At 71.9% G+C, this 14,709-nt stretch carries 18 protein-coding genes; 12 read left to right on the forward strand and 6 right to left on the reverse strand.

Going from position 1 to position 14,709, the window contains the following annotated elements:
- Positions 1-2: 2 nt before the first annotated feature.
- Together AB0G01_RS32250 and AB0G01_RS32255 are read left to right on the forward strand one after the other, a co-directional pair.
- Positions 3-1,238, forward strand: coding sequence for a sensor domain-containing protein (locus AB0G01_RS32250; RefSeq protein WP_360953606.1), 1,236 nt, complete (start codon positions 3-5; stop codon positions 1,236-1,238).
- Positions 1,226-1,870 (forward strand): response regulator transcription factor, encoded by a 645-nt coding sequence (locus tag AB0G01_RS32255; RefSeq protein WP_360953609.1) that lies wholly within the window; start codon positions 1,226-1,228, stop codon positions 1,868-1,870. Before AB0G01_RS32250 ends, AB0G01_RS32255 begins: the two co-directional genes overlap by 13 nt.
- Here AB0G01_RS32255 and AB0G01_RS32260 read toward each other — a convergent pair whose 3' ends face one another.
- Positions 1,871-2,044: a hypothetical protein gene (locus tag AB0G01_RS32260; protein ID WP_360953612.1), complete on the reverse strand. Its 174-nt coding sequence runs from the start codon at positions 2,042-2,044 to the stop codon at positions 1,871-1,873.
- A gap of 150 nt (positions 2,045-2,194) precedes the next feature.
- Between AB0G01_RS32260 and AB0G01_RS32265 the strand changes: the two genes are divergently transcribed.
- The 7 genes from AB0G01_RS32265 (at position 2,195) to AB0G01_RS32295 (ending at position 7,758) form a co-directional block, all read left to right on the forward strand.
- Positions 2,195-2,992: an AAA family ATPase gene (locus AB0G01_RS32265; protein WP_360953615.1), complete on the forward strand. Its 798-nt coding sequence runs from the start codon at positions 2,195-2,197 to the stop codon at positions 2,990-2,992.
- Between the two features lie 51 nt (positions 2,993-3,043).
- Positions 3,044-4,831 carry a VWA domain-containing protein gene (locus AB0G01_RS32270; protein WP_360953618.1) on the forward strand — a complete coding sequence of 596 codons (1,788 nt, stop codon included), beginning with the start codon at positions 3,044-3,046 and terminating at the stop codon, positions 4,829-4,831.
- Positions 4,832-4,908: 77 nt separating this feature from the next.
- Positions 4,909-5,166 carry a hypothetical protein gene (locus tag AB0G01_RS32275; protein ID WP_360953621.1) on the forward strand — a complete coding sequence of 86 codons (258 nt, stop codon included), beginning with the start codon at positions 4,909-4,911 and terminating at the stop codon, positions 5,164-5,166.
- Positions 5,163-5,660, forward strand: coding sequence for a hypothetical protein (locus AB0G01_RS32280; protein WP_360953624.1), 498 nt, complete (start codon positions 5,163-5,165; stop codon positions 5,658-5,660). Before AB0G01_RS32275 ends, AB0G01_RS32280 begins: the two co-directional genes overlap by 4 nt.
- Before the next feature lie 205 nt (positions 5,661-5,865).
- Positions 5,866-6,552, forward strand: coding sequence for a DddA-like double-stranded DNA deaminase toxin (locus tag AB0G01_RS32285; protein WP_360953628.1), 687 nt, complete (start codon positions 5,866-5,868; stop codon positions 6,550-6,552).
- Between the two features lie 59 nt (positions 6,553-6,611).
- Positions 6,612-7,028, forward strand: a complete 417-nt coding sequence (locus tag AB0G01_RS32290; RefSeq protein WP_360953631.1) for an Imm1 family immunity protein — start codon at positions 6,612-6,614, stop codon at positions 7,026-7,028.
- Between the two features lie 307 nt (positions 7,029-7,335).
- Positions 7,336-7,758, forward strand: a complete 423-nt coding sequence (locus tag AB0G01_RS32295; RefSeq protein ID WP_360953634.1) for an Imm1 family immunity protein — start codon at positions 7,336-7,338, stop codon at positions 7,756-7,758.
- Positions 7,759-7,871: 113 nt separating this feature from the next.
- Here AB0G01_RS32295 and uppS read toward each other — a convergent pair whose 3' ends face one another.
- The 5 genes from uppS to AB0G01_RS32320 all read right to left on the reverse strand — a co-directional run bounded on the left by uppS (position 7,872) and on the right by AB0G01_RS32320 (position 13,308).
- Positions 7,872-9,794 (reverse strand): polyprenyl diphosphate synthase, encoded by a 1,923-nt coding sequence (uppS, locus tag AB0G01_RS32300; protein WP_360953637.1) that lies wholly within the window; start codon positions 9,792-9,794, stop codon positions 7,872-7,874.
- 15 nt (positions 9,795-9,809) lie between these two features.
- Positions 9,810-10,682 carry an ABC transporter permease gene (locus AB0G01_RS32305; RefSeq protein WP_360953640.1) on the reverse strand — a complete coding sequence of 291 codons (873 nt, stop codon included), beginning with the start codon at positions 10,680-10,682 and terminating at the stop codon, positions 9,810-9,812.
- Positions 10,679-11,269 carry an ABC transporter ATP-binding protein gene (locus tag AB0G01_RS32310; protein ID WP_360953642.1) on the reverse strand — a complete coding sequence of 197 codons (591 nt, stop codon included), beginning with the start codon at positions 11,267-11,269 and terminating at the stop codon, positions 10,679-10,681. The genes AB0G01_RS32305 and AB0G01_RS32310 overlap by 4 nt, the downstream gene beginning before the upstream one ends.
- 783 nt (positions 11,270-12,052) lie before the next feature.
- Positions 12,053-12,304 (reverse strand): hypothetical protein, encoded by a 252-nt coding sequence (locus AB0G01_RS32315; RefSeq protein ID WP_360953645.1) that lies wholly within the window; start codon positions 12,302-12,304, stop codon positions 12,053-12,055.
- 470 nt (positions 12,305-12,774) lie between these two features.
- Positions 12,775-13,308, reverse strand: a complete 534-nt coding sequence (locus AB0G01_RS32320) for a DUF4192 domain-containing protein (protein ID WP_360953648.1) — start codon at positions 13,306-13,308, stop codon at positions 12,775-12,777.
- A gap of 79 nt (positions 13,309-13,387) precedes the next feature.
- Here AB0G01_RS32320 and AB0G01_RS32325 point away from each other — a divergent pair, with 79 nt between their 5' ends.
- Genes AB0G01_RS32325 through AB0G01_RS32335 form a run of 3 tightly spaced genes read left to right on the forward strand, consistent with a single transcriptional unit; the run spans position 13,388 to position 14,404 of the window.
- On the forward strand, positions 13,388-13,636 hold the full coding sequence (locus tag AB0G01_RS32325) for a hypothetical protein (RefSeq protein ID WP_360953651.1): 249 nt from the start codon (positions 13,388-13,390) through the stop codon (positions 13,634-13,636).
- Positions 13,633-14,190, forward strand: coding sequence for an RHS repeat-associated core domain-containing protein (locus AB0G01_RS32330; RefSeq protein WP_360953654.1), 558 nt, complete (start codon positions 13,633-13,635; stop codon positions 14,188-14,190). The genes AB0G01_RS32325 and AB0G01_RS32330 overlap by 4 nt, the downstream gene beginning before the upstream one ends.
- A 28-nt stretch (positions 14,191-14,218) precedes the next feature.
- Positions 14,219-14,404: a hypothetical protein gene (locus tag AB0G01_RS32335; protein WP_360953657.1), complete on the forward strand. Its 186-nt coding sequence runs from the start codon at positions 14,219-14,221 to the stop codon at positions 14,402-14,404.
- The last annotated feature ends 305 nt before the right edge of the window (positions 14,405-14,709 follow it).

Consider the following 14,709-nt stretch of genomic DNA (forward strand, 5'->3'; position numbering starts at 1 on the left):
AGGTGTTCCCGCAAGCGGCCAGAGGACTGGCGCACCTGCTGGCCGGCCTGGTGATCGGACCCGCGTCCTTCCTGTGGGCGCTGGCCACCACGCTCGCCACCGCCCTGCTGTCGTTCACCTACCTCGGACCGCCGATGTTCCTGTCGGTGACGTGGGTGAGCAGGCGGATCGCCCGGCTGGAGCGGCGGCGCGCGGGGTGGGTGCTCGGCCGGGTGATCGGCGATCCGTACGAGCCGGTGACCGGGAGGAACCCGTGGACTCGCGGCCGCGCGGTCATCCGGGAACCGGCGACGTGGCGCGACCTGGCGTGGCTGCTGCTGTCGTTCCCGGTCGGCCTGGCGACCGGACTCGTCGGCGTGGTCGGCGGGGTGGTGGAGCTCGGCACGATCGTCGCACCGGTATGGCTGTGGGCCGTGCCGAACCCGCACCTGTACCCGGTGGCGGACTGGCTGTTCAACACCGTCGGAGGTCGGTTCGTGCTCACCGCGTTGGGGCTCGCCGCGCTGCGGCCGGTGTCGTGGCTGGTCGGCCGGATGTCGCGGCTTCAGGCGTCGATCGCGGCCCGGTTGCTGGAGGCCGGGCCACGGGCACGGCTGCGGCAGCAGGTCAGCACGCTGCGGGCGACCCGGCTGCGGGTGGTGGACGCGCAGGCCGCCGAACTGCAACGGATCGAACGCGATCTGCACGACGGCGCGCAGGCCCGGATCGTGGCGGCGGGCATGACCCTCGCGTTGGCCGATCGCAAGATGCGTGCCGCGGGACTGGCGGAGGACACCGCGCGTGCGGACCTGCTGACCGCGCGGAGGCAGTTGGACGAGGCGCTCGCCGAGCTGCGGCGGTTGGTGCGCGGGATCTACCCGCCGATCCTGACCGACCGTGGCCTGGCCGCCGCGTTGACGGCGTTGGCGGGTGACGCGCCGTTCAGCGTCGTGGTGGACGCCGACGAGCTGGGCGACCTGCCGGCGGCCGTGGAGTCGGCGGCGTACTTCGTGGTCGCGGAGGCGTTGGCGAACACGGTCAAGCACGCCGAGGCGGACGAGTGCGTGATCGAGCTGCGCCGGTCGGACGAGCTGTTGGCGCTGGTCGTGCGGGACGACGGGCGGGGCGGGGCAGACCCGTCCGGCTCGGGTTTGGACGGGTTGCGGCGTCGCGTCGAGGCCTTGGACGGCACGATGGGGGTCACCAGTCCACCGGGTGGACCCACCACCGTTCTCGCGGAGTTCCCATGCGCATCGTGATCGCCGAAGACCTGCTGCTGCTCAGGGACGGCCTGGTGCGGATGCTGACCGCCACCGGGCACACCGTGGTCGCGGCCGTTGACAACGCGCCGGACCTGGAGCGGGCCGTGCTCGAACACCGGCCTGATCTGTCCATTGTGGACGTCCGGTTGCCACCGGGTTTCCGGGACGAAGGGCTGCGCGCCGCGCTGTCGGTGCGCAGGCAGGACCCGAAGGCGCCGATCCTGATCCTGTCGCAGTACGTCGAGCGCACGTACGCCACCGAACTGCTGGCCGACGGCAACGGCGCGATCGGCTACCTGCTCAAGGATCGCGTGACCGCACTGGACGAGTTCCTGGACGCCCTGGAACGGGTGGCGGCCGGCGGCACGGCGATGGACCCGGAGGTGATCCGCCAGTTGTTCGCCCGCAACACCCGGGACCAGCGGATCACCGCCTTGACCGCCCGTGAACGCGAAGTGCTGGCGTTGGTGGCCCAAGGTCTGTCCAACTCGGCCATCTGCGCCGAACTCGTCCTCGCGCCGCCGTCGGTGGAGAAGCACATCAGCAACATCCTGACCAAGCTCGACCTGCCGCCGGCGGACAACTCCCACCGGCGCGTCCGAGCAGTCCTGGCCTACCTGAACCAGTGACTAGCCGGCGTTCACCGCGGTGACGGTGAGCTGGTTCCCGAACCGACTGACGTCGCCGGCGCAGCCGTACTGGTCGGACATCGGCAGGTCCAGCGCTTCGGTCTCGTCCGGCGGGTAGACGCGGAGGTTCGCCACGGCGGTCTTGCGGCACGTGTCCGGGTCGTAGTTGTCCACCTGGCCGAGGCCGACGTCCGCGGACGCCGCCGCGCATGCCCCGCTCGAAGTCCCCGAAACCGACCGCCGGCGCACCGACCGCGACCGCGCCCGCCCGGTCCGGTGCGCGGGGGTCCGCCGCCGGGTCGGGGGGGCGTGGTCACCGGTCCGGTGAAACGCCCCAACGGGATGGACTACCACCCCCGGTTGCTGTCCGGGATGCCGGACGTGACCGCGTTGCGGCGGTTGCGTGACGCCGGGGTCTCCGCCCTGTTGTACGGACCGCCCGGCACGGGCAAGACCAGCGTGGTGGAGGCGGCGTTCCCGGACTGCGTCACGGTGCAGGGCGACGGGGACACCGTGGTCGCCGACTTCGTGGGCGACTACACCAAGACCCCGGACGGCGAGTTCGTGTTCGTGCACGGTCCGCTGGTGCGCGCGATGCGCGAGGGGGTGCCGTTGTTCGTCGACGACGCGACCCTGACCCCGCCGACAGTGCTCGCGGTGGTCTATCCCGCGATGGACGGACGCCGCCAGATCATCATCAAGGCCAACGGCGGCGAGCTCGTCACCGCCGCGCCGGGGTTCTACGTGGTCGCCGGACACAACCCCGGCGTGCACGGGGCGGTGCTCACCGACGCCCTGTCGTCCCGGTTCTCCGTGCAGGTCCAGGTGTCCTCCGACTACGACCTGGCCGACCAGTTGGGCGTGGACAAGAAGGCGGTGCGGGTGGCGCGCAACCTCGCGACCCGGCAGGAACGGGGCGAGGTCGGGTGGGCACCGCAACTACGTGAGTTGTTGGCGTTCAAGAAGATCGCCGCCGTGTTGGGCGCGGACGCCGCCGCCGGGAACCTGGTGGGCATCGCGCCGGAAGAGGACCGCGCCACCGTCGCCGCCGTGGTGCGCGACGCGTTCGGCCGCACCGTCGCCCCACTCGCCCTCGGTGCCCGCATCACCCCGAAACCCTGACCCCGGACCACCCGTCAGACCGACCGCGACCGTCGCGAAAGGACCGAAACCGTGAGCACCCACTTCACCACCGACCCGACCGCCACCGGTGCCGCCGTGTTCCCCGCCCGCCCCGAATGGCTGACCCTGTCCGCCGCCTTCGCCGAGGAGGTCCCGGTCATCGCCGACCGCGACGACCTGCTGGTCACCGTCGCACCCGGCGCGGGCGGGGGCGCGCCGGCGTGTTTCTACCCCGCCCGCGCGCTGATCGAACTCGACGGCGACCACCTCGGCGTGGACCCCGCCACGGTGGACCCGGCGAACCTGTCCGACCGCCCCCGCTACGCCCCGGCGTGGGGTGCGCTGACCCACGAGTGCGGGCACGCCAAGCACACCGCGTGGGAACCCCCGGACGAGGCCCCGCCCGGCGTGGTCGCCGCCGCCGTGCTGCTGGAAGAGCCCCGCATGGAAGCCGCGCAGGTCCGCCGCCGCCCGGACGACCGGCACTGGTTGCGGGCGTGCGTGCGCGGCATCGTCGCCGCCGACCTGTTGGCGGACCCCGCCACCGCCCCGCAGATGACCCCGGCGCACGCCGCGCACACCGCCGCGCTGTTGCTGGGACGCGCGGACGGCGGGGTGCTCACCCGCGCCGAGGTCGCCCCGGTCGCCCGCGTGGTCGAGGACGTGCTCGGGGCCGAGGTGCTGGACAGGCTGCGGGCGGTGTGGCGCACGGCGTTGCGCACCGCCGACGACGACGGCGAGACCATGCTCGCCCTCGGGCGGCAATGGTGCGAGATCCTCGGCACCGACCCCGACCCCGACACCTTCGCCGACCCCGGCGCGGCACCGGACCCCTCCGGCACTCCCGACCCGTTCGGCGGCACCCCCGGCACCGGTACCCCCGTCGACCCGTCGCCGTTGGCGGACGCGATCTCCGCCGTACTGGACGGGGTGGCGGCGAGGGTGGCGCGGGAAGAGGCACCCGAGGACCCCGCCGCTGTCGCCGCCGTCGACAAGGCGAAAGCCGACGCCGCCGACAAGGCGGTGCGGAAGGCGGCACGGCGGGTGTTCACCGCCGGCGGTCCCCGTGACGGGACCACCCTGACGGCCGGCACCCGCCCGCCCACCCCGCAGGAGCGCACCGCCGCACGGGTGCTGGCGCGCGCGTTGGACACCGCCGGGGTCCGCGAACGGGTCGCGGTCAAGTCCGCCTCGGCGGTCCCGCCGGGGCGGCTGCGGATGCGCGGGGTGCGCGCCGCCGAAGCCCAACGCGCCGCCGGGGCGATGGTGACCGCGCAACCGTTCACCCGCACCAACCGCACCACCCGGACCCCGGTCACCGCCCCGCCGTTGCGGATCGGGGTGGCGTGCGACGTGTCCGGCTCGATGCGGTGGGCATGCGCGCACGTGACCTCGGCGGCCTGGATCCTGGCCGACGCCGCCCGCCACACCAGGGTGCCCACCGAGACCGCGAGCGTGATCTTCGGCCACCACGTGCGCCCCCTGACCCACCCCGGCAAACCGCCCGCCGAGATCACCGAGTTCGAGTCCAACGACAACTGGGAGGACATCCCGGTCGCGCTGGACGCCCTCGACGGCGCACTCGGGCTCTCCCGCCCCGGCGCGGCGCGGCTGCTGGTCGTCGTCTCCGACGGCGACTACCGCCACCAACCCCGCACCGACGGGCAACGCAGACTCGACCGGCTGCGCGCCTCCGGGTGCGCCGTGCTGTGGCTGACCACCGGCACCCACGACACCCCGCTCGCCGGGTCCACCGTCCACGTGCTGACCGACCCCGCCACCACCGTCCGCGCCATCGGACACGCCGCCACCGCCGCCCTGCGCGCCACCACCCGCTAGCCCCACCGGTCCGGGGCGGGACAAACCCCGCCCCGGACCACCCACCGAACCGACCCCATGACCACGAGGTGACCCGCATGTCCGACACCCGACCCGACACCGTGGGCGAGCTGACCGCCGCCCTGTCCGGCTACGACCCCGCCACCCCGCTGCGGATCGCCGCCCGACCCGGCTACCCGACGGAGCACCACCTCGCGCGGGTGGTGTGCACCCCCGACGACACCGAGGGCGACGGCACCCCGCCGACCGGCCCGTCCGTGGTGTGGCTCGGCGTGGGCGGGCAGGTCGGTCACTTCCCCGAGTCGGCCGCCGACGCCCTGGGGTGGTCGCGATGACCACCACGACACCCGGACTCGCCGAGCGGGCGGTGCGCGCCGCGCGCGCCCACCGTGCCGCCGACCCCGACGGGTTCCACCACCGCCACGACAACCCGGAGGCGTGGAACCGGTGGGCGCGTCGCGCCCGTGTCGCCCGCACCGTCGCCACCGCCCTGCAGGTGCCCGTCGACGCCGTGCTCGTCACCGACGACCCCCACCGCACCTACCCCACCCGCGCCGGAGAGGTCCCCGGTGACCTGATCACCGTCACCGACCCCGTCACCGGACGCTTGTGGCGGTTCGTCCCCGACCACAGCACCCCCGGCCAGGCATGGTTGCTGCTCGACCACTGCTCCGGCTGTTCCACCGAAGTCCCCGTCGCTCGTGTCGCCACCCTGGCCGACCTCGGTGACCACCTCGCCCCCGGCCACAACGCCCCGCCCCTCCGGGAGATCCGCGACATCGCCGACCACCGGCCCGGCTGCACCGCACTCCATCAGGCGGAGGGCTGAGGGCGGTTTCAGCCGGCGAGTCCCGGGATCACTGGGGCACCGCCGATCTCCACGGCGGGTTCGGTGAGGTGCGGCCGGACTCGCGCTGGGAACATGCCGAGCCCGACGTGAGGGCCGTTGCCGTCCGCTCTGACAGGTGACACGCCTGAAAGGCGGCCACCAGGGCGTGTCACGATCGCAACCGACCCGACAGCAGGGGGTTTGGTTGGCGAGTATCGGTGACGTCGTGGCCGCGCTGCGCCGGGTGGTCGAGGACCTTCCTTTCGCGCCGCTGGCTGAAGCCCTCGACCTGGTGGAAGACGCGAAAGCCTTCATCGAGCCGGCCGCTGCGGGCAGCGGGCAGGACGGGTTCGGGCAGGTCGTCGCCCGGTTCGAGGAGGTCGCCGACGGCATCGGCGCGCTTCAGGAGGTGCCGGCGGCCATCCAGCGGTCCGCCACGGCGGCGGCAAGCCACCTCGAAGGTCAAGGCGTGCCGCGAACCGTCACGCCGCCACCAAACCAACCCGGCACGAGCACGCCGTCGGGAGCGAGGTCGCCCCCGTCGCCCCCGTCGCCCGAGCGCATGGGCGAGCTGCTCAAGGCCCTCCCCGTGCGCGACGACCCCGGCGGCAAGACCTCGGGGTACTGGGTCGACCGGACCGGCGGGGTGCAGGGCCTTGTCGAGAGCGGTCGGGGCGAGCTGCGCGAACAGGCGGTGCAGAGTCTGCGTCGTCTGGGCCTGGCGCCCGCGCGGGGAACGCTCACCGTGGCCGACCACGTGGAGGTGCAGGTCGCGGTGCAGGTGCGAGAGGCCGGTGGCGCTGACGCTACGTTGGCGGTGAACAACCGGCCCTGTGACTTCGGCCCGCTGTCCTGCGACCGCGTCGTGCCCGGAGTACTTCGGCCGGGCTAAAGCCTGACGGTCTATTGGCCCGACGGCGTGAAGACCTACACCGGAAAGGAGCGTTAGCCGTGGGGTACGTGCTCGACGTGGCCTACCGACACGACCAGGAACCGAGGCACCTGCGCACACGTGACGACGTCGACGCCTTCGTCGACGAACTGCTCACACTCGGCCCGGCCTACCGCGCCGCCACGGCCTACGCCGTAGAGGAAGGCAGCGACGCACTGCCCGACCACGAGCTGCTGATCGGTGCCGGCGGGCAGACCGGCCTGGGTGCCGTGCGGTACAGCGGTGAACACGGCACCTGGTACCTCCAGGGCGAGCGGGTCAGCCCCGACGGGGTGCGATTTGCCTACTTCGGCACCGCCCAGGAGTTCCCGGCCGACGCCGAGGTACCGCTGGACCTGGTCCGCGAAGCCCTGTGGGGACTGCTGACCAGCCGCGGCGACCGTCCGGACGGGATGATCTGGGCCGAGACCGACTGAGACTGCCGCCGTTCCCGTCGCGCTTGCACGCCACACCCGACCGCAGCCGCCGAAAGCAAGCCGGCCAGGGTGACAGGCCTGCCACCGAGGTGTCCGCGAAGTCGTAGGCATTGCTGCGGATGCCGAACAGGGAACGGGGTTGACGGTCTTCGTAGGTGGGAGCGGCCTCGTTGGCTTCCGGGACTTCACAGCGGCTCCGCTTCGGACACGACGTGGACGTCGACAGCGCGGTGAGCCTCGGAGTTCGTCTCACGCCCGCCGTGCACGGCCCGGACGGCTACAAGAAGTTCACCGGAGGAAAACCGCCGTGGCGTCGTTGACGGCCTGGTACAAGCAGGGCGAGGAGCCGACCCCGATCACGAGCGCGGCCGATCTCGACGCGCTGCTGCAACGCATGGCCGCCGACTTCGCCGCCCAGGACGGCCCGGTCCCGCCGATGGTCGAACTGGCCCGCCCCGACCCGTGGGCCGAAGGCTGGGTGGCCGTCCGCCTCGGCATCGCCCCCGACCGCGGCTTCATCGCCCACGCCGACGCCACCGGCTCCTACATCACCACCAACGGCGGCGACCCGGACGGCGAACCGGTCCTCTACGACCACCAGGCCCATACCCGGGAATGGCCCTCCGACGCCGAGCTGCCGCCGGCCGACGTCATCAAGGCCGCCCACGACCTCGTCGCCACCGACGGTGAGCGGTCCACGATCGTCAACTGGCGGCCATGGGGTCCATAGGCGTCGAACAACCGGCCCTGTGACGTCGGCCCGCTGTCCTGCGACCGCGCCGTGCCGCGGCAGCACCGGGAAGTCTCGGCGGAGACGTCGGGTCCACTGCGGGACCGCTCACACTACGAACCACGATTCGCCAGGTCATCTGGCGTTCCGCGATACCGACCGCGGCCGGTGGCGAGAGCCCGGGCCGGGTGCGGGGATGGCCGGTGGTGGTCAGGGGGAAGTGAGGGGGCGGCACCGTGGCGGCGTTGGCGTCGGCCGTACTCGGTGATGGCCTGCCACAGGTCGCGTCGGTCGACGTCGGGCCAGAAGTCGGGGGTGAAGTAGAGCTCGGCGTAGGCGGCGTGCCAGGGCAGGAAGTTGGAGGTGCGCTGCTCGTCGCCGGTGCGCCACAGCAAGTCGACGTCGGGCATGTCGGGGTGGGGCAGGTGGCGGGCGACGTCGTCCGGGCCGATGAGATGGGGGTCGACGTCGCCGTCGCGGGCGGCCTGAACGAGTGCGGCGGCGATGCGGGCGATCTCGTCGCGGCCGCCGTAGTCGATGCACATGGTGAGGGTCAGTCCGGTGCGGTCACGTGTGCGGCGCTCTTCGCGCACGAGGGCTTCGACGAGGTCGTGGGGCAGCCTGTCCGGGCGGCCGGCCCAGCGCTTGCGGATGTCCAGATCACGCAGGGGGCCTTCGACGAGTTCGTGGTGGATCACTTCCAGGATTGTGGCGACCTCCTCCGGGTCGCGTTTCCAGTTCTCGGTCGAGAACGCGTAGAGGGTCAGGTGGCGCAGGCCGATCTCCAGGGCGCCGTGGATCACCTCGTGCGCGGCGGCGGCGCCGACGCGGTGGCCGTCCTGGCGGGGCAGGCCGCGCTGTTGGGCCCAGCGGCCGTTGCCGTCCATGATGACCGCCACGTGCTCGGGCATCTTGTCGGCGGCGATGCGCGGGGGTCGGGCGTCATCGCGGTGCGGTGGCGGAGGCCGGAGCGCGGTGTCGTCGGCCGTCGGGCCCGGTTCGGTCGTCTCCACCACCGCCGTGGCAGGTCGGGCTGCGGGCACGGTCAGGGGGGTCAGGTTCCAGGCCACGGCGGAGCGGAGGCGGGCGGGGAGCAGCACACGGGCGCGGGCCGCGACGGACGGGCGCGGCGGGCGTGCGAGCAGGGTGGGGCCGGCCGCGTCGACGGCGTCGAGTTGCAGGCGCATCAGAGCGGCCGCCGTGTCGAGCACGATGGCGGCGCCGGGGTGCATACCCCTGGTCAGGGCGGGCCTGATCACCCGGTGGCGGGCCAGGGCGGTCAGGTCGGCGATCAGGGCCGCCACGGCCGGGCTCCAGCAGCCTCGGGTCAGGTCCTCCTCCGCGCCGGGGAAGGGGTCCATGGCTTCCCGTGGCAGAAGCAGGTGGCCCTGGGCGAGGTCGGTGCCCAGGTCGGTGAGGGTGTCGGTGAGCTGGGCGCCGTCGATGAAGTGCCGGTAGTCGGCCTGCCGGTCCAACCGCAGGGTCATCGGCGCGCCGGCCTGGTCGAACAGGTGCCGCACCTGGTCGACCCAGGGCACCAATCCCCGGTTGCACCAGGCCTGCCACTGGGCCCAGTCGGCGAAGCGCAGACCGTGTGCGTCGTCCCGTGTCGTGGCCATCGCGCCCCGCAGGCCGGACAGGTCCAGCCGCCACCGCACCGCCGTGTCCACCAGGGCGTGCCGGATCGGATCGGCGCTCGTGCCCACCGACAGGTCGTGTTCCAGAGCCTTGGTCCACGCCTCGACGTCTGCCGCACGCCGGGCCGGTTCCACCCCTGGTCGGTCCGCCAGGTCGTCCAGGGCGCTGGCGGCCGCCCACAGCGCCCAGCACGCCGGGCGCAGCACGGCCGGCATGAGCTGGACGAGGGTGTGGATGGCGGGGTCGTGAGCTCGTGTGGTGCGGCGGCACAGCTGGTACGCCGCCCGTAAGAGGGGGTCCTCGCCCATCGGCGCGCGGCCTGCGGTCCTGCCGCGCCGCGCGGGCGTGACGTCGTCGAAGGGTGCCGGGGTGGGCTGGGGGTGTGGGTGTGTGCGCATCTGGGGACCGGGACCTCAGGGTGCTGTCGTGTCGGACGCCGGCCCCGACGCCGAGGGCGCGGGGGTTCGACGTGGCGGGGTGGGGAAGGAGTCGCTTCCCGGCTCGGGGGCGAGGGCCTGCGCGGTGGCGGGCAGCGTGCTGCGGGTGCTGCGGCGGAAACCCACCAGGGCGATCAGGGCCGCCACCGAGAACCAGGCCAACTGGATGACCAGGTGACCCGGCACCGCGCCGGCGGAGAACCCCGCCGCCGTGCCCGCCTGCATGGCCCCGTAGGACGGGAGGAAGCGCACGACCGGATTGTCGACCCCGGAGCTCAGGATCGGGTTCTGCAGCGCGAGGTCGATGATGCTGGTCATCACGATGGCGAACATCCCCTCGACCTCCCGGCGCAGCACCGAGCCGAAGCCGACCCCGAGAGCGCCGTAGGTGAGCCCGGCGCAGAACAGCGCGGCGGCGAGCAGCAGCGGCTGCCGGGGTGTCCACGCCAGGCAGGTGACCGCGGTGGCGTAGGCGGCGACCGCCGCCGAGACCAGGGCCAGCGCGGTGACCTTGGCCAGCACGAGGTGGGTGCGGGGATAGCCGGCCATCGCCAGCCGGCGGTCGAAGCGGCTGCCGGAGAAGGTGGCGGCGAACATCATGAAACCGGTGATCAGGGTGACCGCGTTGAGCGCCCCGCTGATCTCCGTCAGCTCGTTCCCGGGCGGTGCCAGCGTCTCCCCGGTGGCACGCAGCCGCAGGGGCGCCGGGGTGTCGGGAACCGACAGGTACGCCAGGGTCGTCCACAAGGGGATGAACACGACCACGAGAACCAGGGCGAACCGGTTGCGGCCGTGCTCGACCAGCGCGAACCGGGTGGCCGTGGCGAACCAGCTCAAGTGGGCCCTCACGCGGACACCGCCTCGTCGCGACGGAGCACCCCGTCGTCCAGACGCCACAACTCGTCCAGGCGCTCGGTGTCGTAGGCCAGGTGGGAGACCACCAGCACCGAACGCCCAGCGTCGCGCAACCGCGCGGCGAGATCCCAGAAACGCTGGTAGGTGTCCCAGTCGAACCCCTGGTACGGCTCGTCCAGCAACAGCACCCGGGGATCGTGCATCAGCGCCAGCGTCACGTTCAACTTCTGCCGCGTCCCACCGCTGAGCACCCCGACCCGCTCGTCGACGTACCCGGCGAAGTCCAACACGTCCACGATCTCTTCGGCATACCGCAGATCGGCCAGGCGATAGGCTTTGCGGAAGAACTCCAGGTGCTGCCGCACGGTCAGAGCCTCGTTGAGGACCACGTGCTGCGGGCAGTACCCGAACGGACCAGCGTGACGAACTGTCCCGTGAGTAGGCCGCAGCTCACCGGACAGGATCTTCAGCAAAGTCGATTTCCCCGCGCCGTTCTCCCCGACGACCCCGCACAACGCGCCCGGACGAAGCAGCAGGTCCACGCCCTGTAAGACGGCCCGCCGGCGGTAGGCATGACGCACACCTCTGACCTCCACGCTTATTTCCCCCATGCACCCGGATCTACCGTGACCGGATCACCCAACGATCATGGCGCGGGAGAGGGTACGGATCGTCACCTTAACGGGTCGCTTTCGGCGGGCGGCTGGTCCCGCAAGTCGTTGATCGCGCAATGAGGGACAGGTGCGAACGTCGGTGCGAGACCTGATGAAAGACGAGCATCCAAGGACGAAGACGACATCCGGCGTGAAGCACACAGACGACGCAATGCTCCAGACCTGCCCGACGGAATCGTCGACCGCCCCTCTGCGACAAGCCCGAAATGGCCGGTAACGCACGGGCGACTCGCGCAACGACACCCGCGCCAAGAGCGTAGTGATCGAACGGTCGACACATCCCGGTGGAGCATGGACTGACACCCTGCCCTGTCCCGGCGCCCTGGGGATCGGCGGGCAGGGTCCGGTGTGCCGGGACGGTGCAACCCGACCGCGCCGCCCTATTCCGAGCCCGACGCATCCGCCCGGCACGCACGGAGACGTGGGACCGAACTCGCCATGTTCCGATATCCGGGTCCGCCGGCACGGGGATGCCCCGACAACCATTCACACATTTCACTACCGCTTCAGTGTCAACTGAATGCAAATTGAGTTGAGTTCCGGATCAGGGTGGCATCACAGGCAAGGAACAGAACGGGCTCAAGTCGGATGACCAGGCCACGTGGGCGTGGTCGAGTAGGCATCCGAGGTGACCGACCTGCGTTAGTTGGTCCAGGTCTCCCTGCGGTTCATGCTGATCCGACTCGGGTGTCAGATCAGGTGAGGCTTCGGTGCGTCGGCGATCCGGGCCGCCGGTACCCACCGGTCGGCGTCGACGGTCACCGTGATCTCGGCCGGCGGTTCGCCGCTCAACTCGATGCCGTCAACCGGCTGCCGGATCGTCAACGTGGTGCCGCCGGGACGTAGTGGCACCAGCTTGTCTGCTGCCCGCAGTGCCATGACCTGCACCGGACCCCGTCCGTCGGCCGCGATGTCGTCGTCGGCGCGCAGGTCCGCGCGCACCCGGTCCCCGGCTCGGCGGCCACGCCCGCGGTTGTGAGGTGGGCGGCCACGGCCTGGCACAACGAGTCGGAGGCGGCGATCAGCCGGGCGCGTCACAGGATCGGCGCCGGCAGCTCACCGGGGGCGATGTCCGGTCGGCGGCCTTCGCTGTCCTGGCCGGTCCAGACCGCGGGCTCGGGCGATGCCCAGCGGGCACGCGCGTCGGCTTCCAACGTGACGGGAGCGGCGAACCCCGGTGGCATGAGCATTCCTCGCTTTGACGGCGGCCGGGAGTTCGTACGTGCCTGTCCCACCCGCCGACGCAGACGCGCGGCGGCCACGCCGGAAGGGGAGGCCGTCACCGCTGCAACCGCCTGACGGGGGCATCGTTCGGGGCCGTGTCACCGATCCGTGGGACGGAGAGGGCTGTCGGCGGCTCTGTCCGGGCCGCCGACGGCTGCCGGGAGTGGCACCCCCGATTTGGTGTCGGGTTACAGCTGGGCGATCAGTTCCCGGCTCTGTCGTGCCATCTCGGGGAGGGCTTCCGGTGCGATGTCGTTGCGCAGTGCGGTGCCGAGCAGTTCGCCGAGGCGGTGTCCCGGGCAGGTCCTCTCGGCGTGGCCGATCGCGGCGGCGGCGAGGTCGAGTTCGCCTCGCAGGTAGGCGTAGGCGGCCAGGAGCGCGGCGGGTTCGGCTCGTTCGGGTGCGGGGCTGGTCCTGACCAGTTCGGTCCACAGGGCCTCGGCGTGGTCGGCGTGCTCGCCGATGGCGAAGGACAGGCAGGCGTCGCGGACCAGAGGGTTGGTCAGCGCGAATGCCAGGTCGGCGATCTCGCGGTCGGTGAGCGGTCGCGTGCGGTCGCCGGCGCGGAGTACCTGTTCGTGCAGCAGGTCGAAGCGGCTGCGGCGGGGGCTGGGTTGTCCCGGGACGGCGGGGTGGTCCTCGGCGGCGGGCTCGGTTCGCCGGTGCAGGTCGTCGAGCAGTTCGACCCGTCGCGCGAGAACGTCCTCCGGGTCGGGAATCAAGGCTGTCGGGGTTATCGTGCCGACCGTGGCGCGGTCGGTGACGACCCAGACCCGGTGTCCGTCGAAGACGTAGACCCAGGTGCTCGCCCTCGCCTACGACACCAGCGACCAGACCCAACCCCGCACCATCACCGAAACCCCCACCGGCGGCACTGCGGTCACCCACGTGTTCACCCACACCGCACTCGGGGTAACAGAGACCGTGGACAACGGCCAGCGCTCCAGCTACACCCGAGACACCAAGGGCCTGCTGATCGGTCTCAAGGACAAGGCTGGCGCGCTACGGCACGGTCACCGACCACCAGGGCAGCGTCCTGGCCTTGGTTGACACCGACGGCAACCCTCGCCGCCGAATACACCTACGCGCCCTACGGCAGCGTCACCGCCACCGGCGCGGCGGCAGCGGGCAACCCGTTCCGCTACCTGGGGGCCTACCAACTCCAACGCGGGCAGCACCTGTTCGGCTACCGCATCTACGACAACGCCAACGCCCGCTTCCGCTCCCCCGACCCCACTGGCCAGGAACCCAACCCCTACAACTACGCCCAGGGCGACCCGATCAACTACAGCGACCCCACCGGTGCCTACAGCGGAGCGGACCTGGGCCAGGACATCGGCAGCGGCTTGGGCGGCGTCGCGGCCACCGCAGTCACCGGTGCCGCTTGTGTGATGACCGGGGGCGTCGGGTGCCTCGTCGGCGGAATCGTCGTCGGTGCCATCTTCGGTGCCACCGGTGGCGCAGCCGGAGCTTTGATCGGCGGTGGTGACAGCGCGAAGGTCGGCGACGCCGCCATCAGCGGCGCGATCGGCGGGGTGATCGGCGCGGTCGGCGGCGGCATCGCCGGCAAGGGCGCCCGCTGGCTGACCAGCCGCCGACGATAACCAGTCGAACGACGGAAAGAGCACTCCCGTGGTGCAGCGCGAAAAGATGAGCAAGGACGTACTTCTCGCCTACACGACGATGGGGGTGCTCTCCGCGATCGGGCTGGTCTTGATACTCAACGGCGGGTCCGTCGTGTTGGCCGTCGGCTTGTGGTTGGCCGGTGGCGCGTGCGGTGCCTACGTGGTCCGCCAAGCGGTCAAACGATTCCGATGATCTCTTCGGGTGGCCGTTCAGAGCCGTGGGCGGCCACCCGAAACCCTCTCGACGGTTTCGTAGTCACTGCGCCGGAATCCTCTCTCTTGAACTCCCTGCCCGCTCATGACCGGGCGGTCGCCAGATGGGACCTCCTCCGTCAAAGCTGCGGGCGGGTGGTGGCTCGGTCACATCGGCACCCGCACCCGGACCTTCGGCAACCCTGTTCCCTCGGTGAGGCCGGAGACCGGCTGGCGGACAGGGGGAGACGTCGTCGATGCGGTCCGGCACTCTCGGCGGCAGAGGCCGGTTCGCCCGCGCCGATG

It is taken from the genome of Actinosynnema sp. NPDC023587 (assembly GCF_040640215.1).
GTDB lineage: Bacteria > Actinomycetota > Actinomycetes > Mycobacteriales > Pseudonocardiaceae > Actinosynnema.